Source organism: Mesorhizobium sp. B2-4-15, from assembly GCF_006658505.1.
In the GTDB taxonomy this organism is placed as follows: Bacteria; Pseudomonadota; Alphaproteobacteria; order Rhizobiales; family Rhizobiaceae; genus Mesorhizobium.
The window spans coordinates 11,561-29,419 of record NZ_VFUZ01000043.1 but is presented as its reverse complement, the minus strand read 5'-3'; the positions used below and the strand labels follow the sequence as shown (position 1 = coordinate 29,419).

17 protein-coding genes are annotated in these 17,859 nt (G+C 63.1%); 10 read left to right on the top strand and 7 right to left on the bottom strand.

Annotated elements, in window-relative coordinates:
* Positions 1-225 precede the first annotated feature (225 nt).
* The gene (locus FJ930_RS29165; RefSeq protein WP_141841074.1) at positions 226-669 is read right to left on the bottom strand and encodes an SRPBCC family protein; all 444 of its coding nucleotides are present in this window, start codon (positions 667-669) and stop codon (positions 226-228) included.
* 257 nt (positions 670-926) lie between these two features.
* Here FJ930_RS29165 and FJ930_RS29160 point away from each other — a divergent pair, with 257 nt between their 5' ends.
* From FJ930_RS29160 to FJ930_RS29125, 8 genes are all read left to right on the top strand, one after another.
* Positions 927-1,787, top strand: a complete 861-nt coding sequence (locus FJ930_RS29160) for a xanthine dehydrogenase family protein subunit M (protein ID WP_141841073.1) — start codon at positions 927-929, stop codon at positions 1,785-1,787.
* Positions 1,787-2,263 (top strand): (2Fe-2S)-binding protein, encoded by a 477-nt coding sequence (locus FJ930_RS29155; RefSeq protein WP_141841072.1) that lies wholly within the window; start codon positions 1,787-1,789, stop codon positions 2,261-2,263. The genes FJ930_RS29160 and FJ930_RS29155 overlap by 1 nt, the downstream gene beginning before the upstream one ends.
* 2 nt (positions 2,264-2,265) lie before the next feature.
* On the top strand, positions 2,266-4,530 hold the full coding sequence (locus FJ930_RS29150) for a xanthine dehydrogenase family protein molybdopterin-binding subunit (RefSeq protein WP_141841071.1): 2,265 nt from the start codon (positions 2,266-2,268) through the stop codon (positions 4,528-4,530).
* 168 nt (positions 4,531-4,698) lie between these two features.
* A complete protein-coding gene (locus FJ930_RS29145; RefSeq protein WP_140767424.1) occupies positions 4,699-4,944 on the top strand; it encodes a MoaD/ThiS family protein in 246 nt (81 codons plus the stop codon).
* 333 nt (positions 4,945-5,277) lie between these two features.
* A complete protein-coding gene (locus tag FJ930_RS29140; protein WP_141841070.1) occupies positions 5,278-6,759 on the top strand; it encodes an N-6 DNA methylase in 1,482 nt (493 codons plus the stop codon).
* On the top strand, positions 6,759-8,333 hold the full coding sequence (locus FJ930_RS29135; RefSeq protein WP_141841069.1) for a restriction endonuclease subunit S: 1,575 nt from the start codon (positions 6,759-6,761) through the stop codon (positions 8,331-8,333). Before FJ930_RS29140 ends, FJ930_RS29135 begins: the two co-directional genes overlap by 1 nt.
* On the top strand, positions 8,330-9,958 hold the full coding sequence (locus FJ930_RS29130; RefSeq protein WP_141841068.1) for an AAA family ATPase: 1,629 nt from the start codon (positions 8,330-8,332) through the stop codon (positions 9,956-9,958). Before FJ930_RS29135 ends, FJ930_RS29130 begins: the two co-directional genes overlap by 4 nt.
* Positions 9,945-10,799, top strand: a complete 855-nt coding sequence (locus FJ930_RS29125) for a hypothetical protein (RefSeq protein WP_141841067.1) — start codon at positions 9,945-9,947, stop codon at positions 10,797-10,799. Before FJ930_RS29130 ends, FJ930_RS29125 begins: the two co-directional genes overlap by 14 nt.
* A gap of 245 nt (positions 10,800-11,044) precedes the next feature.
* On the opposite strand, the gene FJ930_RS29120 is transcribed toward FJ930_RS29125, so the two are convergent.
* Both FJ930_RS29120 and FJ930_RS29115 read right to left on the bottom strand, forming a co-directional pair.
* A complete protein-coding gene (locus FJ930_RS29120; RefSeq protein WP_141841066.1) occupies positions 11,045-12,010 on the bottom strand; it encodes an ornithine cyclodeaminase family protein in 966 nt (321 codons plus the stop codon).
* Positions 12,011-12,480: 470 nt separating this feature from the next.
* Positions 12,481-14,355, bottom strand: a complete 1,875-nt coding sequence (locus tag FJ930_RS29115; protein WP_246677092.1) for an EAL domain-containing protein — start codon at positions 14,353-14,355, stop codon at positions 12,481-12,483.
* A 329-nt stretch (positions 14,356-14,684) separates the two neighbouring features.
* Between FJ930_RS29115 and FJ930_RS30210 the strand changes: the two genes are divergently transcribed.
* Together FJ930_RS30210 and FJ930_RS29110 are read left to right on the top strand one after the other, a co-directional pair.
* Positions 14,685-14,849, top strand: coding sequence for a hypothetical protein (locus FJ930_RS30210; protein WP_181763505.1), 165 nt, complete (start codon positions 14,685-14,687; stop codon positions 14,847-14,849).
* 291 nt (positions 14,850-15,140) lie between these two features.
* Complete coding sequence (locus FJ930_RS29110) at positions 15,141-15,581, top strand: hypothetical protein (RefSeq protein WP_140749647.1); 441 nt, start codon at positions 15,141-15,143, stop codon at positions 15,579-15,581.
* A 16-nt stretch (positions 15,582-15,597) separates the two neighbouring features.
* Here FJ930_RS29110 and FJ930_RS29105 read toward each other — a convergent pair whose 3' ends face one another.
* Genes FJ930_RS29105 through FJ930_RS29095 form a run of 4 tightly spaced genes read right to left on the bottom strand, consistent with a single transcriptional unit; the run spans position 15,598 to position 17,477 of the window.
* Entirely contained in the window at positions 15,598-16,134 is a 537-nt protein-coding gene (locus FJ930_RS29105) for a hypothetical protein (protein WP_141841064.1), read from the bottom strand.
* Entirely contained in the window at positions 16,131-16,748 is a 618-nt protein-coding gene (locus FJ930_RS29100; RefSeq protein ID WP_210245390.1) for a hypothetical protein, read from the bottom strand. The genes FJ930_RS29105 and FJ930_RS29100 overlap by 4 nt, the downstream gene beginning before the upstream one ends.
* Positions 16,745-16,963, bottom strand: coding sequence for a hypothetical protein (locus FJ930_RS30255; protein ID WP_210245389.1), 219 nt, complete (start codon positions 16,961-16,963; stop codon positions 16,745-16,747). Before FJ930_RS30255 ends, FJ930_RS29100 begins: the two co-directional genes overlap by 4 nt.
* A 58-nt stretch (positions 16,964-17,021) precedes the next feature.
* Complete coding sequence (locus FJ930_RS29095; protein ID WP_141841063.1) at positions 17,022-17,477, bottom strand: hypothetical protein; 456 nt, start codon at positions 17,475-17,477, stop codon at positions 17,022-17,024.
* Positions 17,478-17,859 lie beyond the last annotated feature (382 nt).

Genomic DNA, 17,859 nt, shown 5'->3' with positions numbered 1-17,859 from the left:
AGTCGCGGCTTTGGGAGGCTTGGTTCCTCGCCCCCACAAAGTGGGGGAGAGGTGGCCGCGCAGCGGACGGAGAGGGGCCGGCGCTGCCGTATGCGATTGCACTGCCCTTTGGCCGGAGAGATTTCACGCGCAAGATGATGCGGTCAAGGCCCCTGTTTGTCACCGCCCGCAGCCGTTGGCGCCGCCGATGAGAATGTCATCGTCGACAGCGCTGCACTCATTGCTCTATTGATTGATCTCGGGCTCGACGAGCTTTGCCAGGTTCCGGAGCGATTCCTGCCAGCCGAGATAGCAGGCCTCGACCGGGATGACGTCCGGAATGCCGGCCTGGGTGATGTCGATCTCGGTGCCGACCGAGACTTTCTTCAGGATCACCGTGACCTGCATCTCGCCGGGCAGGTTGGGATCGTCGAACCTGTCGGTGTAGCGCAGGCGCTCGCCGGGAACGAGTTCGAGATACTCGCCGCCGAAGGAATGGCTGCCGCCGGCGGTGAAGTTGCGGAAGGCCATCTTGAACGTGCCGCCGACCTTTGCCTCGAGATGATCGACCGTGCAGGTGAAGCCGTTCGGCGGCAGCCATTTCGTCAGCGCATCGGCCTCGACAAAGGCGCGATAGACCTTTTCCGGGCTGGTGGTCAGAACACGGTGCAGACGTACGGTGCCGGGCATATTCTTTCCTTTCATCATTGCTGTTCGACGCCCCAAGGACGAGCCGCGCCTTGCCAATCCGACACAGGCGCCCGAATTTTTTAGGGCCCCGTCCGGGGCATGTCCAATTGGCGCAGCCCTGGACTTACGCCGGTTCAGGTGGATTTGGGACTGCATTTTGCGGCGTGTGGCCCATCGTCGCGAATGACGAAGCGGATGGTCATTGTGAGGAGACAGTTTATAACGGTCGGCGAGATCGCGACAATCAAGGGGAGACGATGCGTTACATACGTCCGCTTTCAATCGAAGATGCCGTTGGCCAATTGGCCGGAGCGGCGGGGCCGGCGGCCATTCTCGCCGGCGGCAGCGACCTTCTGGTGAGGATGAAGGGCGGCTTCATCGAGCCCGAGCTGATCGTCGACATCAAGGGGATCGCCGGCCTGAGCGATATCCGCGAAACGGCCGACGGCTTCAGCATCGGCGCCGCGGTTCCCTGCGCCGTGCTCGGCGAGAGCGCCGTGCTGAAGAAGGCATGGCCCGGCGTCGTCGAAGCGGCGAAGCTGATCGGCTCGAAGCAGGTGCAGGGACGCTGCACCATGACGGGCAATCTGTGCAACGCCTCGCCGGCGGCCGACAGCGTTCCGGCGCTCGTCGCGGCCGGCGCCCGGGCGGTCATTGCCGGACCCGGAGGCAGGCGCACGATCGCGGTCGAAGCCGTGCCGGTCGGGCCGGGCAAGACCTCGCTCGCCAAGGGCGAGATCATCGAGGCGATCCTGCTCGACAAGCGCGCGCCGCATTCGGGCGATGCGTATCTGCGGTTCATTCCGCGCACGGAGATGGACATCGCCGTGGTCAGCGCCGGCGTGAACCTGACGATCGACGAGCACGGCGTCGTCAAATCAGCCCGCGTGGCGATCGGCGCCGCCGCACCCACCGTGCTGCTGGTCGAAGAGGCCGCAGAGGCCCTTGTCGGCAGGAAGCTCGACGAAGCGGCACTCGAGCGGCTGGCCAAGGTCTGCTCCGGCGCCTGCCGCCCCATCGACGACAAGAGGGGCACGATCGAATTCAGACGGAAGGTTGCGGGCGTGCTGGCCAAACGGGCCGCCACTTCGGCCTATATGCGTGCAGGAGGCAAATGATGGCTGGCATAGCAGTTTCAACGACCATCAACGGCGATGCCATCGAATATCTCTGCCAGCCCGACGAGACGCTGCTGGACGTGCTGCGCGACCGGCTCGGCCTGACCGGCGCCAAGGAAGGCTGCGGCACCGGCGATTGCGGCGCCTGCAGCGTCATCCTCGACAATCGGCTGGTGTGCTCGTGCCTGGTGCTGGGCGCTGAAGCCGAGGGCCGGCGCATCGATACTGTCGAGGGCATGGCGCATGGCGATCAGCTGCATCCCTTGCAGCAGAAGTTCCTCGAGCACGCGGCGCTGCAATGCGGCATCTGCACGCCGGGCTTCCTGATCGCGGCCAAGGACCTGCTCGCCAAGAACCCCGACCCGACCGAGGAGGAAATCCGCTTCGGCCTGGCCGGCAATCTCTGCCGCTGCACCGGCTATGACAAGATCGTGCGCGCCGTACAGGACGCGGCCAGCGTGATGAAGGGAGCCTGACAATGAATTTCGATCCGCGTTATTCGGGGCGCAGTTTCAAATCCGTCGGCACGCGCCCCATCCGCCCCGACGGCGTCGACAAGGTGACGGGCCGCGCCCGCTACGGCGCCGACTTCAACATGGCCGGCCAGCTGGTCGGGCGCATCCTGCGCAGCCCGCACGCGCATGCCAAAATCCGCAAGATCGACACCTCCAAGGCCGAGAAGCTGAACGGCGTGAAGGCGGTGATCACCGCCGCCGACCTGCCCGATCTCACCGATGGCGATGCCGCCATGTACGATATCCTCGACAATTGCATGGCGCGCACCAAGGCGCTCTATGACGGCCATGCGGTGGCCGCGGTCGCCGCTGTCGATGCCCGCACGGCAAGGCAGGCGCTGAAGCTGATCGAGGTCGACTACGAGCCGCTGCCGCATGTCACCGATGTCGACGAGGCGATGGCGCATCACGCGCCGCTGATCAACGACACGATCTTCACCGAGGGGCTGGAGGAGAAGTCGGTCAAGCCGTCCAACGTCACCAAGCGCAGCCAGTTCGGCCATGGCGACGTGCATGAGGGTTTCGGGCACGCCGACTTCATCGTCGAGCGCTCGTTCAAGACCGAACAGACGCACCAGGGCTATATCGAGCCCCATGCCTGCGTGGCGAGCGTCAGCTCCGACGGCACCGCGGACCTGTGGGTCTGCACGCAGGGGCACTTCGTCTACCGCCAGCACTGCGCGCAGCTGCTCGGCATGGAAGCCTCGAAGCTGCGCGTCACCTCGTCGGAGATCGGCGGCGGCTTCGGCGGCAAGACCCATGTCTGGGCCGAGCCGGTGGCGCTGGCTTTGTCGCGCAAGGCCGGACGGCCGGTGAAGCTGGTGATGACGCGCGACGAGGTGTTCCGCGCCTCGGGCCCGACCAGCGCCACCTCGATCGACGTCAAGATCGGCGCCCGCAAGGATGGCACCATCACCGCGGCGGAAGCGACGCTGCGCTACACCAGCGGCCCCTATGCCGGCAGCTGGGCCGAGGTCGGCGCCATGACGGCGTTCGCCTGCTACAAGCTCGATAACGTCAAGACGGTGGGCTACGAAGTGCTGGTCAACCGGCCCAAGACCGCGGCCTATCGCGCGCCGTCCGCCCCCATGGCGGCCTTTGCCGTGGAAAGCGCCGTCGACGAGCTGGCCAAGGAGATCGGCATCGACCCGGTCGAGTTCCGCATCAGGAACGCCGCCCAGGAAGGCACGCGCTCCTCCTACGGCCCGGTCTACGGCCCGATCGGCATCGGCCCAACGCTGGAAGCGGCCAAGCACCATGCGCACATGAAGGCGCCGCTCAAGGAGAACCAGGGGCGCGGCATGGCCTGCGGCTTCTGGTTCAATTTCGGCGGCCAGACCTGCACCGACTTGAACATCGGGATGGACGGTTCGGTGTCGCTCGCCGTCGGCACTGTCGATGTGGGTGGCTCCCGCGCATCGCTGTCGCTGGTGGCGGCGGAAGAGCTCGGCATCGACTACAGCCAGGTCAAGGCCATCGTCGCCGACACCTCCAGTCTTGGTTATAACGACATGACCGATGGCAGCCGTGGCACGTTCTCCTCCTCCATGGCGACGATCTCGGCCGCCCGCAACGCGATCAGGATCCTGCGCGAGCGCGCCGCGCAGATGTGGGACGTCCCGGTCGACGACGTCGTCTGGGAAAAGGGCCACGCGCTGGCCAAGGGCGAGAAATACGGCAACCTCGCCGCGCTCTCGCTGAAGGAGATCGCTGCCCAGTCCGGCAAGACCGGCGGGCCGATCGCCGGCCATAGCGAGCTCGTCGCCGACGGCGCCGGCGTGTCCTTCGCCACTCATATCTGCGACGTCGAGGTGGACCCCGAGACGGGCGCCACCAGGGTCATCCGCTACACGGTGGTGCAGGATGCCGGCAAGGCGGTGCACCCGACCTATGTCGAGGGCCAGTACCAGGGCGGTGCCGCGCAAGGCATAGGCTGGGCGCTCAACGAGGAGTATATCTACGGCAAGGACGGGCGGCTGCAGAATGCCGGCTTCCTCGACTACCGCATCCCGGTGTGCTCCGACCTGCCGATGATCGACACGCAGATCCTGGAAATCCCCAACCCCAACCACCCCTATGGCGTGCGCGGCGTCGGCGAGACCTCGATCGTGCCGCCGCTGGCGGCGATCGCCAACGCGGTGTCGAACGCGGCCGGCGTGCGCATGACCCACATCCCGATGTCGCCCCCGCGCATCCTGGCGGCGATCGAGGCGGAACGGGAAGGCTGAGATATCCAACGCTGAGGTTAAGGTGTGTTGAGATTCAAGTCAGGACGAGTCGAGAACGACGGCTTGCGAGAACCGGAGCGGAGCGTACTTTTCGTACGTGAGCACCGGAAGCGCAGGAAGCCTTCGTTCGCAGGCCGGCCTCACTTGAATATCGGTACACCTTAAGCGATGGTCGAAGTCACGCTTTGGGGCGCGCTCGGCCAACTCGCCGGCGGCAAGAGCAAGGTCGAGGTAGAGGCCAAGGACATTAGGGAACTGTTCAGGAAACTGGCTGAACAGTACCCCGGCTTCGAGCCGTGGATCGATCGCGGGATTGCCGTGGCGATCGACGGGGTGATCTATCGGGATACGTGGAACAAGAAGCTGCCGCCGGGGGCGGAGATTTTTCTGCTGCCGAGGTTGGCTGGGGGGTGAGGGGGGGCGGATCACGACTTCGAGGTCAAAGGGCTGGCTGTCCGAAGAACCAGTCGTTCTCCGAAGCCTGCTTCTGATCAACTTCGCTCGCGCGCGCAAGCGAATGCAGCCTCGCGCCGATGAGTTGAGCTGCGTTGATTGGCTTGCATAAATCAACATTTGCTTGTTGGGGTAAGTGGTTGGGCGATTACTCCGCCCCGCATGCTCTGGCCGGGTTTTTCGCTTCCACTTGGACAAAATTTTCGCCCGGGCGCCGGTCAATTGCCACCCCGCTCTCGGTCCGCTATCCATCAACATAGGAAGTGGCCGATTGGGTCGCCGGACTAGGACAACATGATTGAACGCCAGATCTCTCACGCAAGCGTCGCAGCTCCGCGAAACGAGAGCGACACTACCCGTGGGTTTGTCGCCCGTCTGTGGTCGCTCTGCAATATTCTTCGGGGTGATGGCGTCGGCTACAACCAGTATATCTCCGAGCTGACCTATTTACTTTTTCTTAAACTGGCTGAGGAGACCGGGGCTGAGTCCCTGCTGCCAGAGGACTACCGCTGGTCGGAACTGGTCCGCTACGACGGCCCCAATCTGCTAGGATTTTACCAGGAGTTCCTTACTCACTTAGGTGCTGCGGCTAAGTCTGACCTTGTCCGCTCTATCTACACCTTCCCGACCACCGTCTTCTCCCATTCCGAGAATCTGAAGGCTGTGATCACCGGGATCGACGCTTTGAACTGGCACTCTCTTACCGCAGACGCGATTGGGGTGGTCTACGAGGGTCTGTTGGCGAAGAACTCCGAGGACACCCGCTCAGGTGCCGGCCAATATTTTACGCCGCGCGCGCTTGTGGACAGCATGGTTGCTTGCATGCGGCCCGACCTGGGAGAGCTCATCCAAGACCCGTCGGTTGGGACGGGTGGTTTCTTGATCAGCGCCGACCACTTCATTCGCGACAAGCGCGGCGATGACGCCTACCAGGCTGACCCGCCCCGATACGAAGGTATGGAAATTGAACGGGGTACCCACCGCCTCTGTCTGATGAATGCCTTCCTGCACAGCATGCGAGCGAACGTCCATCTGGGCGACACTCTGACGGCCGACGCAGAAAAGCTCTGCAAGGCTGACGTGGTGCTCGCCAATCCGCCCTTCGGTACCCGCGCTGCGGGGATGAGAAGCGCGCGCGAGGACATAGCGCACACATCGTCGAACCGCCAACTGCAGTTCCTCCAGCACATTTACCGCGCCCTTCGTCCAAATGGCCGAGCGGCCGTCGTGGTGCCTGACAATGTCCTATTCGAAGGTGGATTGGCCCGGAAGGTTCGGGAGGAACTGACCGAGCTTTGTAACCTCCAGATGGTGCTGAAACTGCCCGTTGGGATTTTCTACGCGCAGAACGTCAGCACGCACGTTCTCTACTTCCAGCGCGTCGACACCGTGGGCCCGGGAACACAGCAAGTCTGGCTCTACGACCTGAGAAGTGGCATGCCCCGATTCAACAAGCGTCGACCACTGGCCCGACATGACTTGCAGGGGTTCGAACGTGCCTTCGAACACGTTCGTGACGGCGGCGAGCCCGATGGCGTGGGTGATGATAGGCTTAGACGATTCACGCGGGCTCAGCTCGTAGAACATCTGGATGAGGTCGCGACCGGTTGGCTCGACGCGGGCGGTGATATCGCTGCGGATATCGCGCCGGAGGATGTCCACGACGCCCTTCACCGGATGCTGACGTCGCTGAACTGGATATCCGGAGAGCTTGGAGAGGTGATAGAGGCGCTCGCGTCCGGGCAGGGCATCAAGCTCAAACGCCAGAAGCTTTAATGACCGAGCTGCCAGACAATTGGGCCCTTACAACGCTCGGTGCGTTCAGCGACCTCGTCAACGGCCGAGCATTCAGGCCATCGGACTGGTCGAATGTAGGTCTGCCTATTATCCGCATCCAGAACTTACGGAATCCTGACGCCCCGTTCAACCGATTTGCGGGTGAGACGGACGAACGCCATCGAGTGTGTGACGGCGATTTGCTTTTTGCTTGGTCTGGCACCCCGGGGACATCGTTCCAAGCGCACATCTGGTCGGGCGGCGAAGCTGTCCTGAACCAGCACATCTTCAAAGTAATCTTCGACCCGAATGTCGCCAACGCCCAGTTTCTAAAGGTCGCGATTAATGCCCACCTACCGGTCTTAGTGAAGCAGGCCAAGGGTGGAGCTGGCCTCAAACATTTGACCCGATCCATCGTGGAAGGGATACCCATTCCGTTGCCGCCTCGCTCGGAACAGGATCGCATCGTGGCGGCGTTAACCAATACCGCAGGTCGTATGGCAGTGGTAGAACTCGAGCTCTTGGCGTTGACCGAACGCATCCCTTACGTCGAGCGACAGGTACTAGTCGGAGTTGTCACAGGCAGCCTACTACGAACGCATCACGACCGTGCAACTCCGCCCCTAGTCGCCGCTGGCGAAACCAGTCATGCACGCATCCAAGACGTGGGTGAGCTCCAAATAGGTCGCCAGCGCTCACCGGATGTGCACCAGGGCCCCTCAATGCGACCATATCTACGGGTCGCTAATGTGCTGGACGACAGCATCGACGCTACCGACGTCATGAAGATGAATTTCGAGGACGCGGAATTCGAGCGATATCGCCTGCTACCAGGCGACATCCTTCTCAATGAAGGACAGAGCCTGGAACTAGCCGGTCGCGCTGCGATGTATCGAGGCGAACCAGGAGAAATCGGCTTCACCAATACGCTGATCCGGTTTCGGGCGGGACCTCTGGTTGACCCAGAATACGCGCTGCTCGTCTTCCGCGCCTATCAGCACTTGGGTCGGTTCCGCGAGATTGCCAGAATTACAACCAACTTGGCGCATCTCGGGCTGCGCCGGTTCGCAGGGCTCGACTTTCCGCTTCGCCCTTTCGCTGAGCAGCAGCATATTGCCAGAATCGCAAGGGGCCTGATCTCCAGAATCAGGCATTGCGCGGACGTCTTGACCCATTTGAGAACCGAAGCCCGGGATTTGATCGAGACGTTTGAGGCGGCTGCCTTGGCCGGAGGCCTTTCGCAACAGTCGGAATCTGAGGTCCCCCCCGCGATCGCGCGCCCGCTGAAAAATAATCAAAGTGAGCCGCAGGCAGTAAAATTGTCGCGACCGCGCGTCGTGAAAGATAGGAGGAAAAAGGATATGCCGACGACTACCCTAGTCGAAGCCCTCGCCCAGGCCGAGCGGCCTCTTGACGGACAGGCGCTATTCAGCGCCGCCGGCTATCCGGACGACGCCTCGGTGCTGCTGGTCGAACAGTTCTTTTTGGAGCTCAGGAAGGCGTTGGCGGAAGGAAGTATCCGGCGCACAACGACGGACGGCGAACGCTTTACAATGATGGAGCCTGGCCGATGAAGGTTGATTTCCTCGAAATCCGGTCTCGGTTTAAGAATCTTGAGGGCGTCTTCATCGACTTCGATCAGACCAATCTCATGACGGTCGTCGTCGGTCGCAACGGTTCCGGCAAGTCGAACGTCTTGGAGGCGCTGGTTTCGATCTTTCGCAACCTTGATTTGGGCGATCCGCCACCTTTCTCTTATCGTCTAGTCTACCGGCTCGGGACCGGAGAATCCACGGTCTGGGTCAGCATCGACGCCGATCCCGGTCGTAAGCCCGCCGATCAGTATGTCGCCCGCCATGCGCGGACGCTTAGCGCACTCGAGGCTGGGGGCAAGGCGATTAAGAAGCCCCGCCTCCATCGCGCGCGCGATGGCCGAGCGGAGTTCTTGCCCAAATATCTGTTCGCATACTATTCCGGCCCGAGCGACCGACTTGAGGATTATTTTCGCCGTCACCGCACGGATTTTTATCGTCGCCTGCTCCGAAATCAGGTCGACTTGGCTGGGGACATCAGGCCGCTATTCTACGCTAAGCCGATCCATAGCCAGTTTGTCCTACTCGCCTTCTTTCTCAGCGAAATGGACCAAGGCGAACGAGCCTTCCTAAGGACCCACCTTGGGATCACTGGTCTGGATTCCGTCCATTTCGTGATGCGAAGGCCGAATTGGGTAAGAAAGCCGCGCGAGCGTTTCTGGGGTGCGGACGGGGTGGTCAGGGAGTTCCTTGATCGCCTTTATCCGCTGGCGCTGGCGCCGGTGCGGGTCCGGCGTCCCGAAACCACCTCGCTGACGGGTCAGGGCGTGCGGAACGAGTTTATGCATCTTTTCCTTCCCGATCTGGATAGCCTGCGAAGCTTCGCGCGCAACCTCTCCCCGGACGTCTTCTTCAAAATGTTAGAAAGCACTCTTCTCTCCGAGATCATCTCGGAGGTGCGGGTAACCGTCGGGCTGGAGTCTACCGACACTCCACTGTCGTTTCGCGAGCTCAGTGAGGGCGAACAACAACTACTGACCGTACTTGGCTTGCTCAAATTCACCGGTGGTGCCGACTCTCTGTTCCTCCTGGATGAGCCCGATACTCATCTGAACCCAGCTTGGGCGGTTAAATATCTTGGGTTCCTTCGGGACTTCGTTCCAAACCATGAGACGAGCCACCTCTTAATGGTCAGCCACCATCCACTAGCCATCGCTGAACTTGAAAAGGAGCAAATCCAGGTCATGTGGCGCGACGAGGGCGGACAGGTTCACGCGACGGAGCCGGCGTTCAGCCCACGAGGCATGGGTTACGCCGGCATCCTGACGAGCGACATGTTCGGACTGTACACTACTTTAGACGCCCCGACTGAAGACTTGATCCGCCAACGCCGCGCTCTTGCAGAGAAGGCCGAACTGGACGAGCCGGATAAGGTGCGACTGCGCGAGCTTGATCAAGAGCTCGCGCTCCTAGGCTTTTCCTCCCGTCATTGGGACGGAGACTATCAGCAATATCTACAGATACGCAGCGAGATCGAGGCCGAGCACGAGCGCCACTCCCCGCGCGAAAATCCCGAGGTCCACAAACGCCGGCGAGAAATCGCGGCTCGAATCATCCGTGACCTAATTGAGCGGGGCGACATGGAGGCCCCGGATGCGGCGCATTGAATATGATCCGGCCAAAATCGCCTATCCACCGGACTGGAAGGACAGGGCCGCGAGCCTCTTGCAGCAGCTAACGGACGCCGCGGATATCGCGACGCGACAGAAGATCCTTGGTGACGCTAACAATCGGATTTGGGCCGAGTTGAAGCTCGAACTGCGCAAGCTTTCCCAAGGCAAGTGCTGGTACACCGAAGCACTTCAGGCCGGCACGGATGTCGACGTTGACCATTATCGACCGAAGGGCCGCGTGGCCGAGCTGATAGCAGCTGAGCCTCCTCACCCTGGCTATTGGTGGCTCGCCTACGATCCGTCCAACTATCGCTTTAGCTGCATCGTCGCGAACCGCCGTCGCCAAGACGTCGAGGCAGGTCGGACGGGAGGTAAAGCCGATCACTTCCCAATCCAGCACGAGGTCGATCGCGCCTATGTTGAGAATGTGGATTACAGTGCCGAGAAGCCACTGCTCATCGACCCCTGTGTCGCGCACGAGCCGGACCTTATCACCTTCAAGGAAGACGGCGAAGCCATGCCTCGTTTCTCAGCAGATCAAGACTACAAGCACCGCAAGGCGGCGAAGTCGATCGAGCTATACAGCATCAATCATTCGGACTTCGTCAAGGCCCGGCTTGAGCTTCGGGATCGCATCGAGAAGCTCAAGAAGGATGCGAAGCGGTTCTTCGCCAAGCTCGAGACGGGCGACGCGGATCATGAGAGCGGTTACGCAAGTACGATCGCAGAATTGGCCCGGCTACGCTCTGCGTCGGCCCCGTTTTCAGCTTTCTGTGCTGCAACTATCGAGCCTTCCTCACACGAGGATTATCTATTCCCCTTGCGACATGCCTAGGATCCCTCTGCGCCGGAGGGAGTGCCGGACGTCAACGGCGATGTCTTAAGAGAGGCCTCCTAAGAGAGGCCTCCTAAGAGAGGCCTCCTAAGAGAGGCCTCCTAAGAGAGGCGCGTTCCAGCGCGAAATTAGCGCGGCGTCTCCGAGAGGCGCACGCGGAAACGTTCCGCAGGCGCAGCCATGCGGCGCCGTTCGATTTCCCTCGACGCCGGACCCAAAGCCGCTTCGCGTCCTCCGCAACCGCCCTACGCTCTCCGAGCCACCTGGGCGCGGCCATATGCAAGTGCCGCCACCGCCAGATCCCCCACAGCCAGCCCCCGGAACACGAACGCCGTCGTCTCGCCCGCGCTCTGCCTTCCCGCAAAATCACCGCACACCAACCCCATCAAGTCGCCCACCACCAAAGCGGGGTCGATCATGGGGTTGGGCATGCTTTTCTCCTGCTCCAGGTCGTCGACGATGATGCGGTCGAAGCGGGGCATGGTCTGTCGCAGCCAGGGCAGGGCCTGGTCGGTCATCACGGTGAAGCTGCCCGGCTTCAGCCAGTTGGCGTCGAGGACGGGGGCGGGTCTGGGCACCAGGGGGACCGACGTCACCACCATGTCGGCGCCTTCGATCGCGGCCCTTGCGGTGTCGCATGGCACGGCCCGCAGCCCGCGCGACTGTGCCATTTGGCAGAGCGCGTCGCGGTTGGCGGTGCCGCGGCCGAAGGCGCGGATTTCGCGCAAGGGGAAGAGGTCGGCGAAGGCTTCGAGGTGGCCGCGCGCCTGCACGCCGCAGCCGATGAAGGCGATGGATGACGCCTCGCTTGCCGCCATGCGCCTGGCGGCGACCGCGCTCAAGGCGGCCGTGCGTTTCTCCGTCACCCAATTGCCGTCGACCAGGGCGAGCGGCAGGCCGGTCTCGGCGTCGAGCAGCGTGATCAGCGCGTTGATCGTGGGGAGGTCGCGCCCGGCATTGCGGGGATTGACCACCAGCGACTTGGTGGCCAGCACGGGCGGATTGGAGGCGACGCCGAGCGTCGCCATGATGTAGCGGTCGTCGCCCGGCAGCACGACCGCCTTCGGCGCGCACCAGACTTCGCCGCGCCTCTGGCCGACGATCTGGCGTTCGATCTCGTCGACCATTTCAGACGTCGGGATCTCCAGGCTATCGAGATACGCCGAGGACAGATAGGGCAGCGTCTCGGCTTCTATTGCTTGAGTGTTCATGCGGTCATTTTCCAATGCGGGTCGGCAAACTACCAAGCGGGTGGCAAACCGCATAGGGTGGGGCGCTTTCTCAGTGTCGCGGCCTCTAATTTGTGGGCAAGCAATCGCCTATGGCCGATGCTTTCGCCCTACGAGTATCTTCCCCACAAGGGGCAGGGCAATCGCAATAGGAGGCCGAGGCTTTCGCCCTACGAGTACCCCCACCCCAACCCCTCCCCACAAGGGGGAGGGGGACTCTCGTTGACGCTGACCCGTGGCAAATTGTGCATGTTTTGGACGTCAATGAAGGAAGTAGGGGTGCGCGCGGCAGCTTCCCTCCCCTTTGTGGGGAGGGTTAGGGTGGGGGTCCCCTTCGCAAGAATCCATTTTGCCATAGCCATGACTTTGCGAGGGCCAGGCAACACCGGCCCTCAAGCCACCGCCGTTCAACGGCGAGCACAGTTGCGGGCCTCGCCCTATCGCGCCGCCGCTCAGGCCGCGCTGCCGCTTTGGGGCTTGCGGCGGGAGGCCGGATCGAGGAGGGCTTGCGCGAGCGAATTGCTGGAGCGGGCTGCCTGGAAGGCCAGCGCCTCGGGCGCGGGCAGGGCCGGCGAGAAGAGAAAGCCTTGCGCCACCATGCAGTCGAGCGAGCGCAGGATCAGGCGGTCGGCGTCGGTCTCGACGCCCTCGGCCATGACCTCTATGCCCAGCGCGCGGCCGAGATCGACGACCGTCCTGACCAGCGCCTGATCCTCCACGGATTTGGCGAGGTCGCGCACGAAATGCTTGTCGATCTTGATCTTGCGGATCCGGCTGTCCTTCAGCGCGACCAGCGTCGAAAAGCCGGTGCCGAAATCGTCGAGCACGATCGATATGCCGGCATCGGCGAGGCGGCCGACCTTTTCGTCGACCCTGTCGCGATCGACCGGCGCTTCCTCGGTGATCTCGATCTCCAGCATCGCCGCCGGCACGTTCCTCGCCTTCAACAGGTCCAGGATCATGTCGTCGACATTGCCCGCCTCGAGCTCGCGCGGCGACAGGTTCATGGCGACGCGGACATCGCGGCGGCCGGTTTTCACCAGCTCCTCGATCATGGCGCAGCAATTGCGGAACACCGTCTCCGTCAGCAGCGGCAGCAGGCCGGTCTCGCGCGCCGCGGTGACGATCTCGGGCGGCGAAATCGGCCCATGGATCGGGTGCCGCCAGCGCAGCAGCGCTTCGAACCCGACGACGGCATTGGTGTCGAGGCGCACCAGCGGCTGGAACCATGAGCAGAGCGTGCCGGCCTCGCAGGCGCCGCGCAGATCGCGCTCGATGTGATGCTTGCGTTCGAGCGCCTGGTCGAGCCCGGCATCGAAGAGACGGTGTTCGTTCCTGCCGTTGCGCTTGGCCGCGTAGAGGGCGAAATCGGCCTTCAGCAGCATTTCCGTCAAGCGCGGCCTGTCCGAAACATAGATGCCGATCGACGCGCCGACACGCACCGAGTTCAACGCCGGATCGGGTTGCGCGATCGCCGCGATGAGCGTGGAGGCAAGCGCGTCGGTCGCGGGCGCGGATTGGCCGGCGGGGAAGAGCAGCACGAATTCGTCGCCGCCGATGCGCGCGATCGTGGCGCCTTGCGGGGCATGGGTCTCAATGCGGCGCGCGACCTTGACCAGCAGATTGTCGCCGATGTTGTGGCCATAGGTGTCGTTGACGGATTTGAAGCCGTCGAGGTCGATCAGCATGGCCACGAACGGACCATCGGAAAGCCCCAGCCGGCCGATCGCCTGTTCAAGCCCATACCGGTTGAGCAATTTCGTCAGCGGATCGCGCCTGGAATTGCGCTCCATCTCGGCGGCGAATTCCCTCGCCTCGTATTTGAGACGGCTGGTCTCGCGGAAGCGGGCCTGTCCGATCAGCGCGCTTCGGACCATTCCGGCGAGGAAAAGCAGGATGGTGAAGCCCAGGACGTTGTTCTCGATGCCGCCTTTGGCCAGCACGCATCCGGCGGCGGCCAGAAGCGGCAGCGTCATGAAATTGAGCGCGGCCGGGGCGTATGACGCCGAGTAGGTGACCGAGCCGGCCGAGAGGCCCGCAAGCACGATCAGGTAGAGCGGCGCCTGGGACGTGGTGTAGCCGTGCGCCAGCACGGCCAGGAAGGACCATGCGATGCCGGACACCAGAGCCAATGCGCCGTAGAGGGCAAGCCGGGCGCTGACCGGCCTCGGCCCGCTCCCGGAAATGTCGGGCTGGGCGGCGGCAAGCGCCAGGCGCGCGCAGTTGATGATGCTGATCGCCGCAAACCACAGCACCGCCGCCAGACCGCCGCCAGAAAGCATCTGCACAGCCAGGATCAGGGCCGACAGCACCATGCCGACAGGCATGGAAATGAAGATCCCTTTCCTTAGATCAGCGAACTGATCGCGGAGGATCCCCGTTGCCACGGCTTCGCTCTGCCCCTGGGGAGTGGGGCCAGCAAACCATCGCTCGTAATGCCTTGCCATGGCATGGTGGTAGGGCAGTGGAATGAAAATCGTGTTAAGGATTTCAGCGGTTTACGGTGCATTTCTCGAATAAAGGCAGACGACACGCCATTCCCGGGGGCGACAGGTGGCGAGACCGAGAATTTGCCGGGCAGCAAGCCGGATGTGCGGAGCCTTCCGGACGCGCTATTGTTCCGGCCGGTGGTCCGGGACAAGGAGGCCGCGCAGCAATGAGCCGTACGGCAACCGCGCTTTACGTCGTGGCCATGGTGGTCGTCATCGTCGGCGCCGATTTTCTGTTCCTCAGAGGCCGCTTCTGGGAACGGCTGGCCGTGAACATCGCGATCGTCTGCGTGTTCGGCGTCTTCTATCTCCTGGTGCTACGGCGCCGTTGAACCGGGCGGGCGGTGCCAGCCGGCGTTGGCAACTATCAATCGGCCGCGGGCATTGGCCGAGGGCTGCCATCTCGACGGGCCACTGACTGCTCGGGAAGCGTCGCCAGCTTGGCATTTTGCAGGCCAAATGGTTACGGCCGCCTCGTTCGCGGCGGTCTTCCCAAGCCGCATTCGGGCCAAAGCCGGATTCGGGCGCTTGCTGGAACCAATGGCGGGCCAGACTGTTTAGCCTTGACTTTGATGCTGACGTGCCGGCCGACTGGATAAGCGGCGATCTTGAGGAGCTTCATCATGAACATTTCGTCCAGGGTTCGTTCCGTCGCGGTTGCCGCGATAGCTGTTGCGGGCGTGGGCTTTGCCAGCGCCGCGCATGCCGACACCGGCACCATCCGCTTCTCCGTCTACAAGGCGGCCTTTTTCGTCGGTGGCTCCGGAGGCGAAGGCACGCTGACCTTCCATGGCCGCCGCTATCCCATCTCGATCGGCGGTGTCTCGGGCGGTCTCGCCTTCGGCGTGTCCAAGACCTATTTCCAGGGCACCGTGCGCCACATCAGGCGCGCCCGCGACGTGGCCGGGGTCTACGGCGCGGCGGGCGGCGGCGGCGCGGTGGGCAAAGGCGCCCAGGTGATCGTCATGTCCAATGACAAGGGCGCCCAGCTCGAACTCACAGGCAGGCAGGTCGGGCTGCAGGTCAACGCCGATCTCAGCGGGATGAGCATTTCGCTGAGATAGGGGCGGTTTTCCTACTTCACGACAAGAACGATTGTCGGTCGCGCAACGTCGCCGTGATGGCGGCGATGCCGTCCTCGATCTCGTGCCGGTTGGCGAGGATCGCATCGCCGCCGGCACCTTCGACGATCGATCGCAACAGATCCGCCTGGCCGACGAGCACCGCGTCCTTCTCCGCCAGGGCGGCGAGCGTTGCGGCTTCCAACCGGTAGCGCTGGGTCATGCGGTCATTCTCCGGCACCGGCTGGTGGCGGATCTGCCCTTCGAGCGCGCCGACCTCGCGGCCCAGCCGCTCGAGCGCCTGGGCGTTGGCGACGATGCCGGGATCGGGGAACGGATTGGCTCGCGAGGGCGGCTGGATGTTCTCGCGGCGGTACCGCGCCTCCGCCCCGTCGATCGCCGCCCGGGCGCGCGCCAGCAGCGAGCACGCCATCTGGCGCACCCGCTGGTCGTCCGCGCGGAGCTGGTTTTCCAGGCGGTAGAAATTGTAGCCATAGCCGTAGAACAGGTTGATCCCGACCTTGGCGAGCGGTCCGACCTCGTAGAAGCGGCTCATCTTGTCGCGCCCACCTCATCGCCAAGCGGATAGAAGCCCGTGGGCTGGCCGCCAATATTGAAGGGCACGCCGGCGGCGGCGTTGGGCGCGGAAACCAGGCCTTTGTCCGCCATGCGCAAGGCAAGGTAGTAGCGCACCGCCTCGATCGGGCTCAAGCCGATCGCCTGCAGCGAGATCAGTTCGCGCATGCGCTCGTCGCGCGGCATGATCAGCACCTTGAGGTCGTTGAGCATGATGCCGTAGACCTTGAGGAAATCGGTGAGGTGCAGCTTCACCGCCTCGCGGACATCGCTGATGCGTTCGTTGATGTGCTCCATCTTGGTGACCTGGATGATCTGGTTGATCGCCTGCTCGATGGCGGGTCCGGCGTAGTCGGCGATTTCCTTGGTATCGATCACCGCGCCCGCGAAAGGCATGTGGGTGATGAGATCGAGCGCTTCCTGCTTGCTGTCGATATGGATGTAGTAGTCGACGACATAGGACATCTCCGCCATCTCGGCGCTGGTCGCGATGCCCTCATTGCGCACCAGGAGCTTGGAACGGTTGATGTAGATGACCTCGTAGACCCAGGGCGACGAACCGCCGAAGAAACCCTGGACGACCGATCCGATCAACGGTTTGTCGGGGTCTGGAGCTGGTACTGGCCGGTCTCGTAGACGTTGAGCACCGCGCCGCGCGACTTCAGGACGCAGAAATGGTTGCTTTCGACGGTCAGCAGCGAGCCGGAAACGATACTCTCGTCGACGATCTTCATCGCCACGGTCCTGGTGCCGAGCGCGTCCGTGCCATCGCGCTGCAGCGACGTGATTACCTGCCTGGTGATCGCCATTTCAACTCCCCTCCTTGTAGGGGCGCGCGGAGCGCGTGCCCAGATCCTCGCGGCGCGCCTAGCGTGGCGAACAGAGGCCCTTGCCCCTGAATGACTGCTGAAGCCGGGCGGTTCGGTCAGTGCGCTGGCGATGGCCGGCATCACCATCGAGCAGGTACTTCGCCCGCCGCTTGTCGCGCGCCGGCGATGCCGTCCTCGTCGGCGCAACCGTCTTCCTGACCGGCTCCATCGCCCCAGCTGACCCCTGGCGGACGCCGGTCCCGGCCTTGGTCTCCCGAATGGCGCGGCTGACAGCCTGCCCGATCAACTCCTGGCCGTTCTGGCCTAGGAAGTTCGAGACCAGTCCGGCAATGTCGGCTTGCATTGCCTCACCCTGAGCGTCGCCGGCAAGGTCCAGCAATGGCGAAGCGGGGCCGCCGGCGTCGGATTGCAAGGCTCTTGCCGGGCGCCTGCTCTTGCCCAGCCGCCGCCAAAGAATGAAGGCGATGACGAGTGCAAATACAACAAACGACATTCGACCAGCCCCGCTCAGTGGTCCGCGTTGATTGCAGGATTGAAGATGATGGAGCCGGACGCCGCCCGTTCAGCGCGCCTTTGCGCCGCCCTGGAACGCTCTCATCCTCAGGCACCGACTGTCGCGCCCGAAATCCTCAGGGATCACTGGCGGCTTCCGGAGTGCCTGTCGAATCCCCCATTACCTCCCAGCAATGTGTCGACGACATTTCTTTCCCGGACATAGCTGTCCAGGAACTCTGAATGGGCAAATGCTGGCTACTTGATAGGGTAAGTCCCAGGTGGCGGCCATACACGATATCGAGAGGTATTTGCGGCAAGACAGGTAAGGCAGGCTCCGGCGTCGTGCTTGGGGTATAGTTCCGCCGAGCGCCGCGAACACC

Excerpts from the sequence above, each read along its gene's own strand:
- FJ930_RS29165 (WP_141841074.1), bottom strand. The coding sequence starts at position 669 with ATGCCCGGCACCGTACGTCTGCACCGTGTTCTGACCACCAGCCCGGAA.
- FJ930_RS29160 (WP_141841073.1), top strand. The coding sequence starts at position 927 with ATGCGTTACATACGTCCGCTTTCAATCGAAGATGCCGTTGGCCAATTG.
- FJ930_RS29155 (WP_141841072.1), top strand. The coding sequence starts at position 1,787 with ATGGCTGGCATAGCAGTTTCAACGACCATCAACGGCGATGCCATCGAA.
- FJ930_RS29150 (WP_141841071.1), top strand. The coding sequence starts at position 2,266 with ATGAATTTCGATCCGCGTTATTCGGGGCGCAGTTTCAAATCCGTCGGC.
- FJ930_RS29145 (WP_140767424.1), top strand. The coding sequence starts at position 4,699 with ATGGTCGAAGTCACGCTTTGGGGCGCGCTCGGCCAACTCGCCGGCGGC.
- FJ930_RS29140 (WP_141841070.1), top strand. The coding sequence starts at position 5,278 with ATGATTGAACGCCAGATCTCTCACGCAAGCGTCGCAGCTCCGCGAAAC.
- FJ930_RS29135 (WP_141841069.1), top strand. The coding sequence starts at position 6,759 with ATGACCGAGCTGCCAGACAATTGGGCCCTTACAACGCTCGGTGCGTTC.
- FJ930_RS29130 (WP_141841068.1), top strand. The coding sequence starts at position 8,330 with ATGAAGGTTGATTTCCTCGAAATCCGGTCTCGGTTTAAGAATCTTGAG.
- FJ930_RS29125 (WP_141841067.1), top strand. The coding sequence starts at position 9,945 with ATGCGGCGCATTGAATATGATCCGGCCAAAATCGCCTATCCACCGGAC.
- FJ930_RS29120 (WP_141841066.1), bottom strand. The coding sequence starts at position 12,010 with ATGAACACTCAAGCAATAGAAGCCGAGACGCTGCCCTATCTGTCCTCG.
- FJ930_RS29115 (WP_246677092.1), bottom strand. The coding sequence starts at position 14,355 with ATGCCTGTCGGCATGGTGCTGTCGGCCCTGATCCTGGCTGTGCAGATG.
- FJ930_RS30210 (WP_181763505.1), top strand. The coding sequence starts at position 14,685 with ATGAGCCGTACGGCAACCGCGCTTTACGTCGTGGCCATGGTGGTCGTC.
- FJ930_RS29110 (WP_140749647.1), top strand. The coding sequence starts at position 15,141 with ATGAACATTTCGTCCAGGGTTCGTTCCGTCGCGGTTGCCGCGATAGCT.
- FJ930_RS29105 (WP_141841064.1), bottom strand. The coding sequence starts at position 16,134 with ATGAGCCGCTTCTACGAGGTCGGACCGCTCGCCAAGGTCGGGATCAAC.
- FJ930_RS30255 (WP_210245389.1), bottom strand. The coding sequence starts at position 16,963 with ATGGCGATCACCAGGCAGGTAATCACGTCGCTGCAGCGCGATGGCACG.
- FJ930_RS29095 (WP_141841063.1), bottom strand. The coding sequence starts at position 17,477 with ATGTCGTTTGTTGTATTTGCACTCGTCATCGCCTTCATTCTTTGGCGG.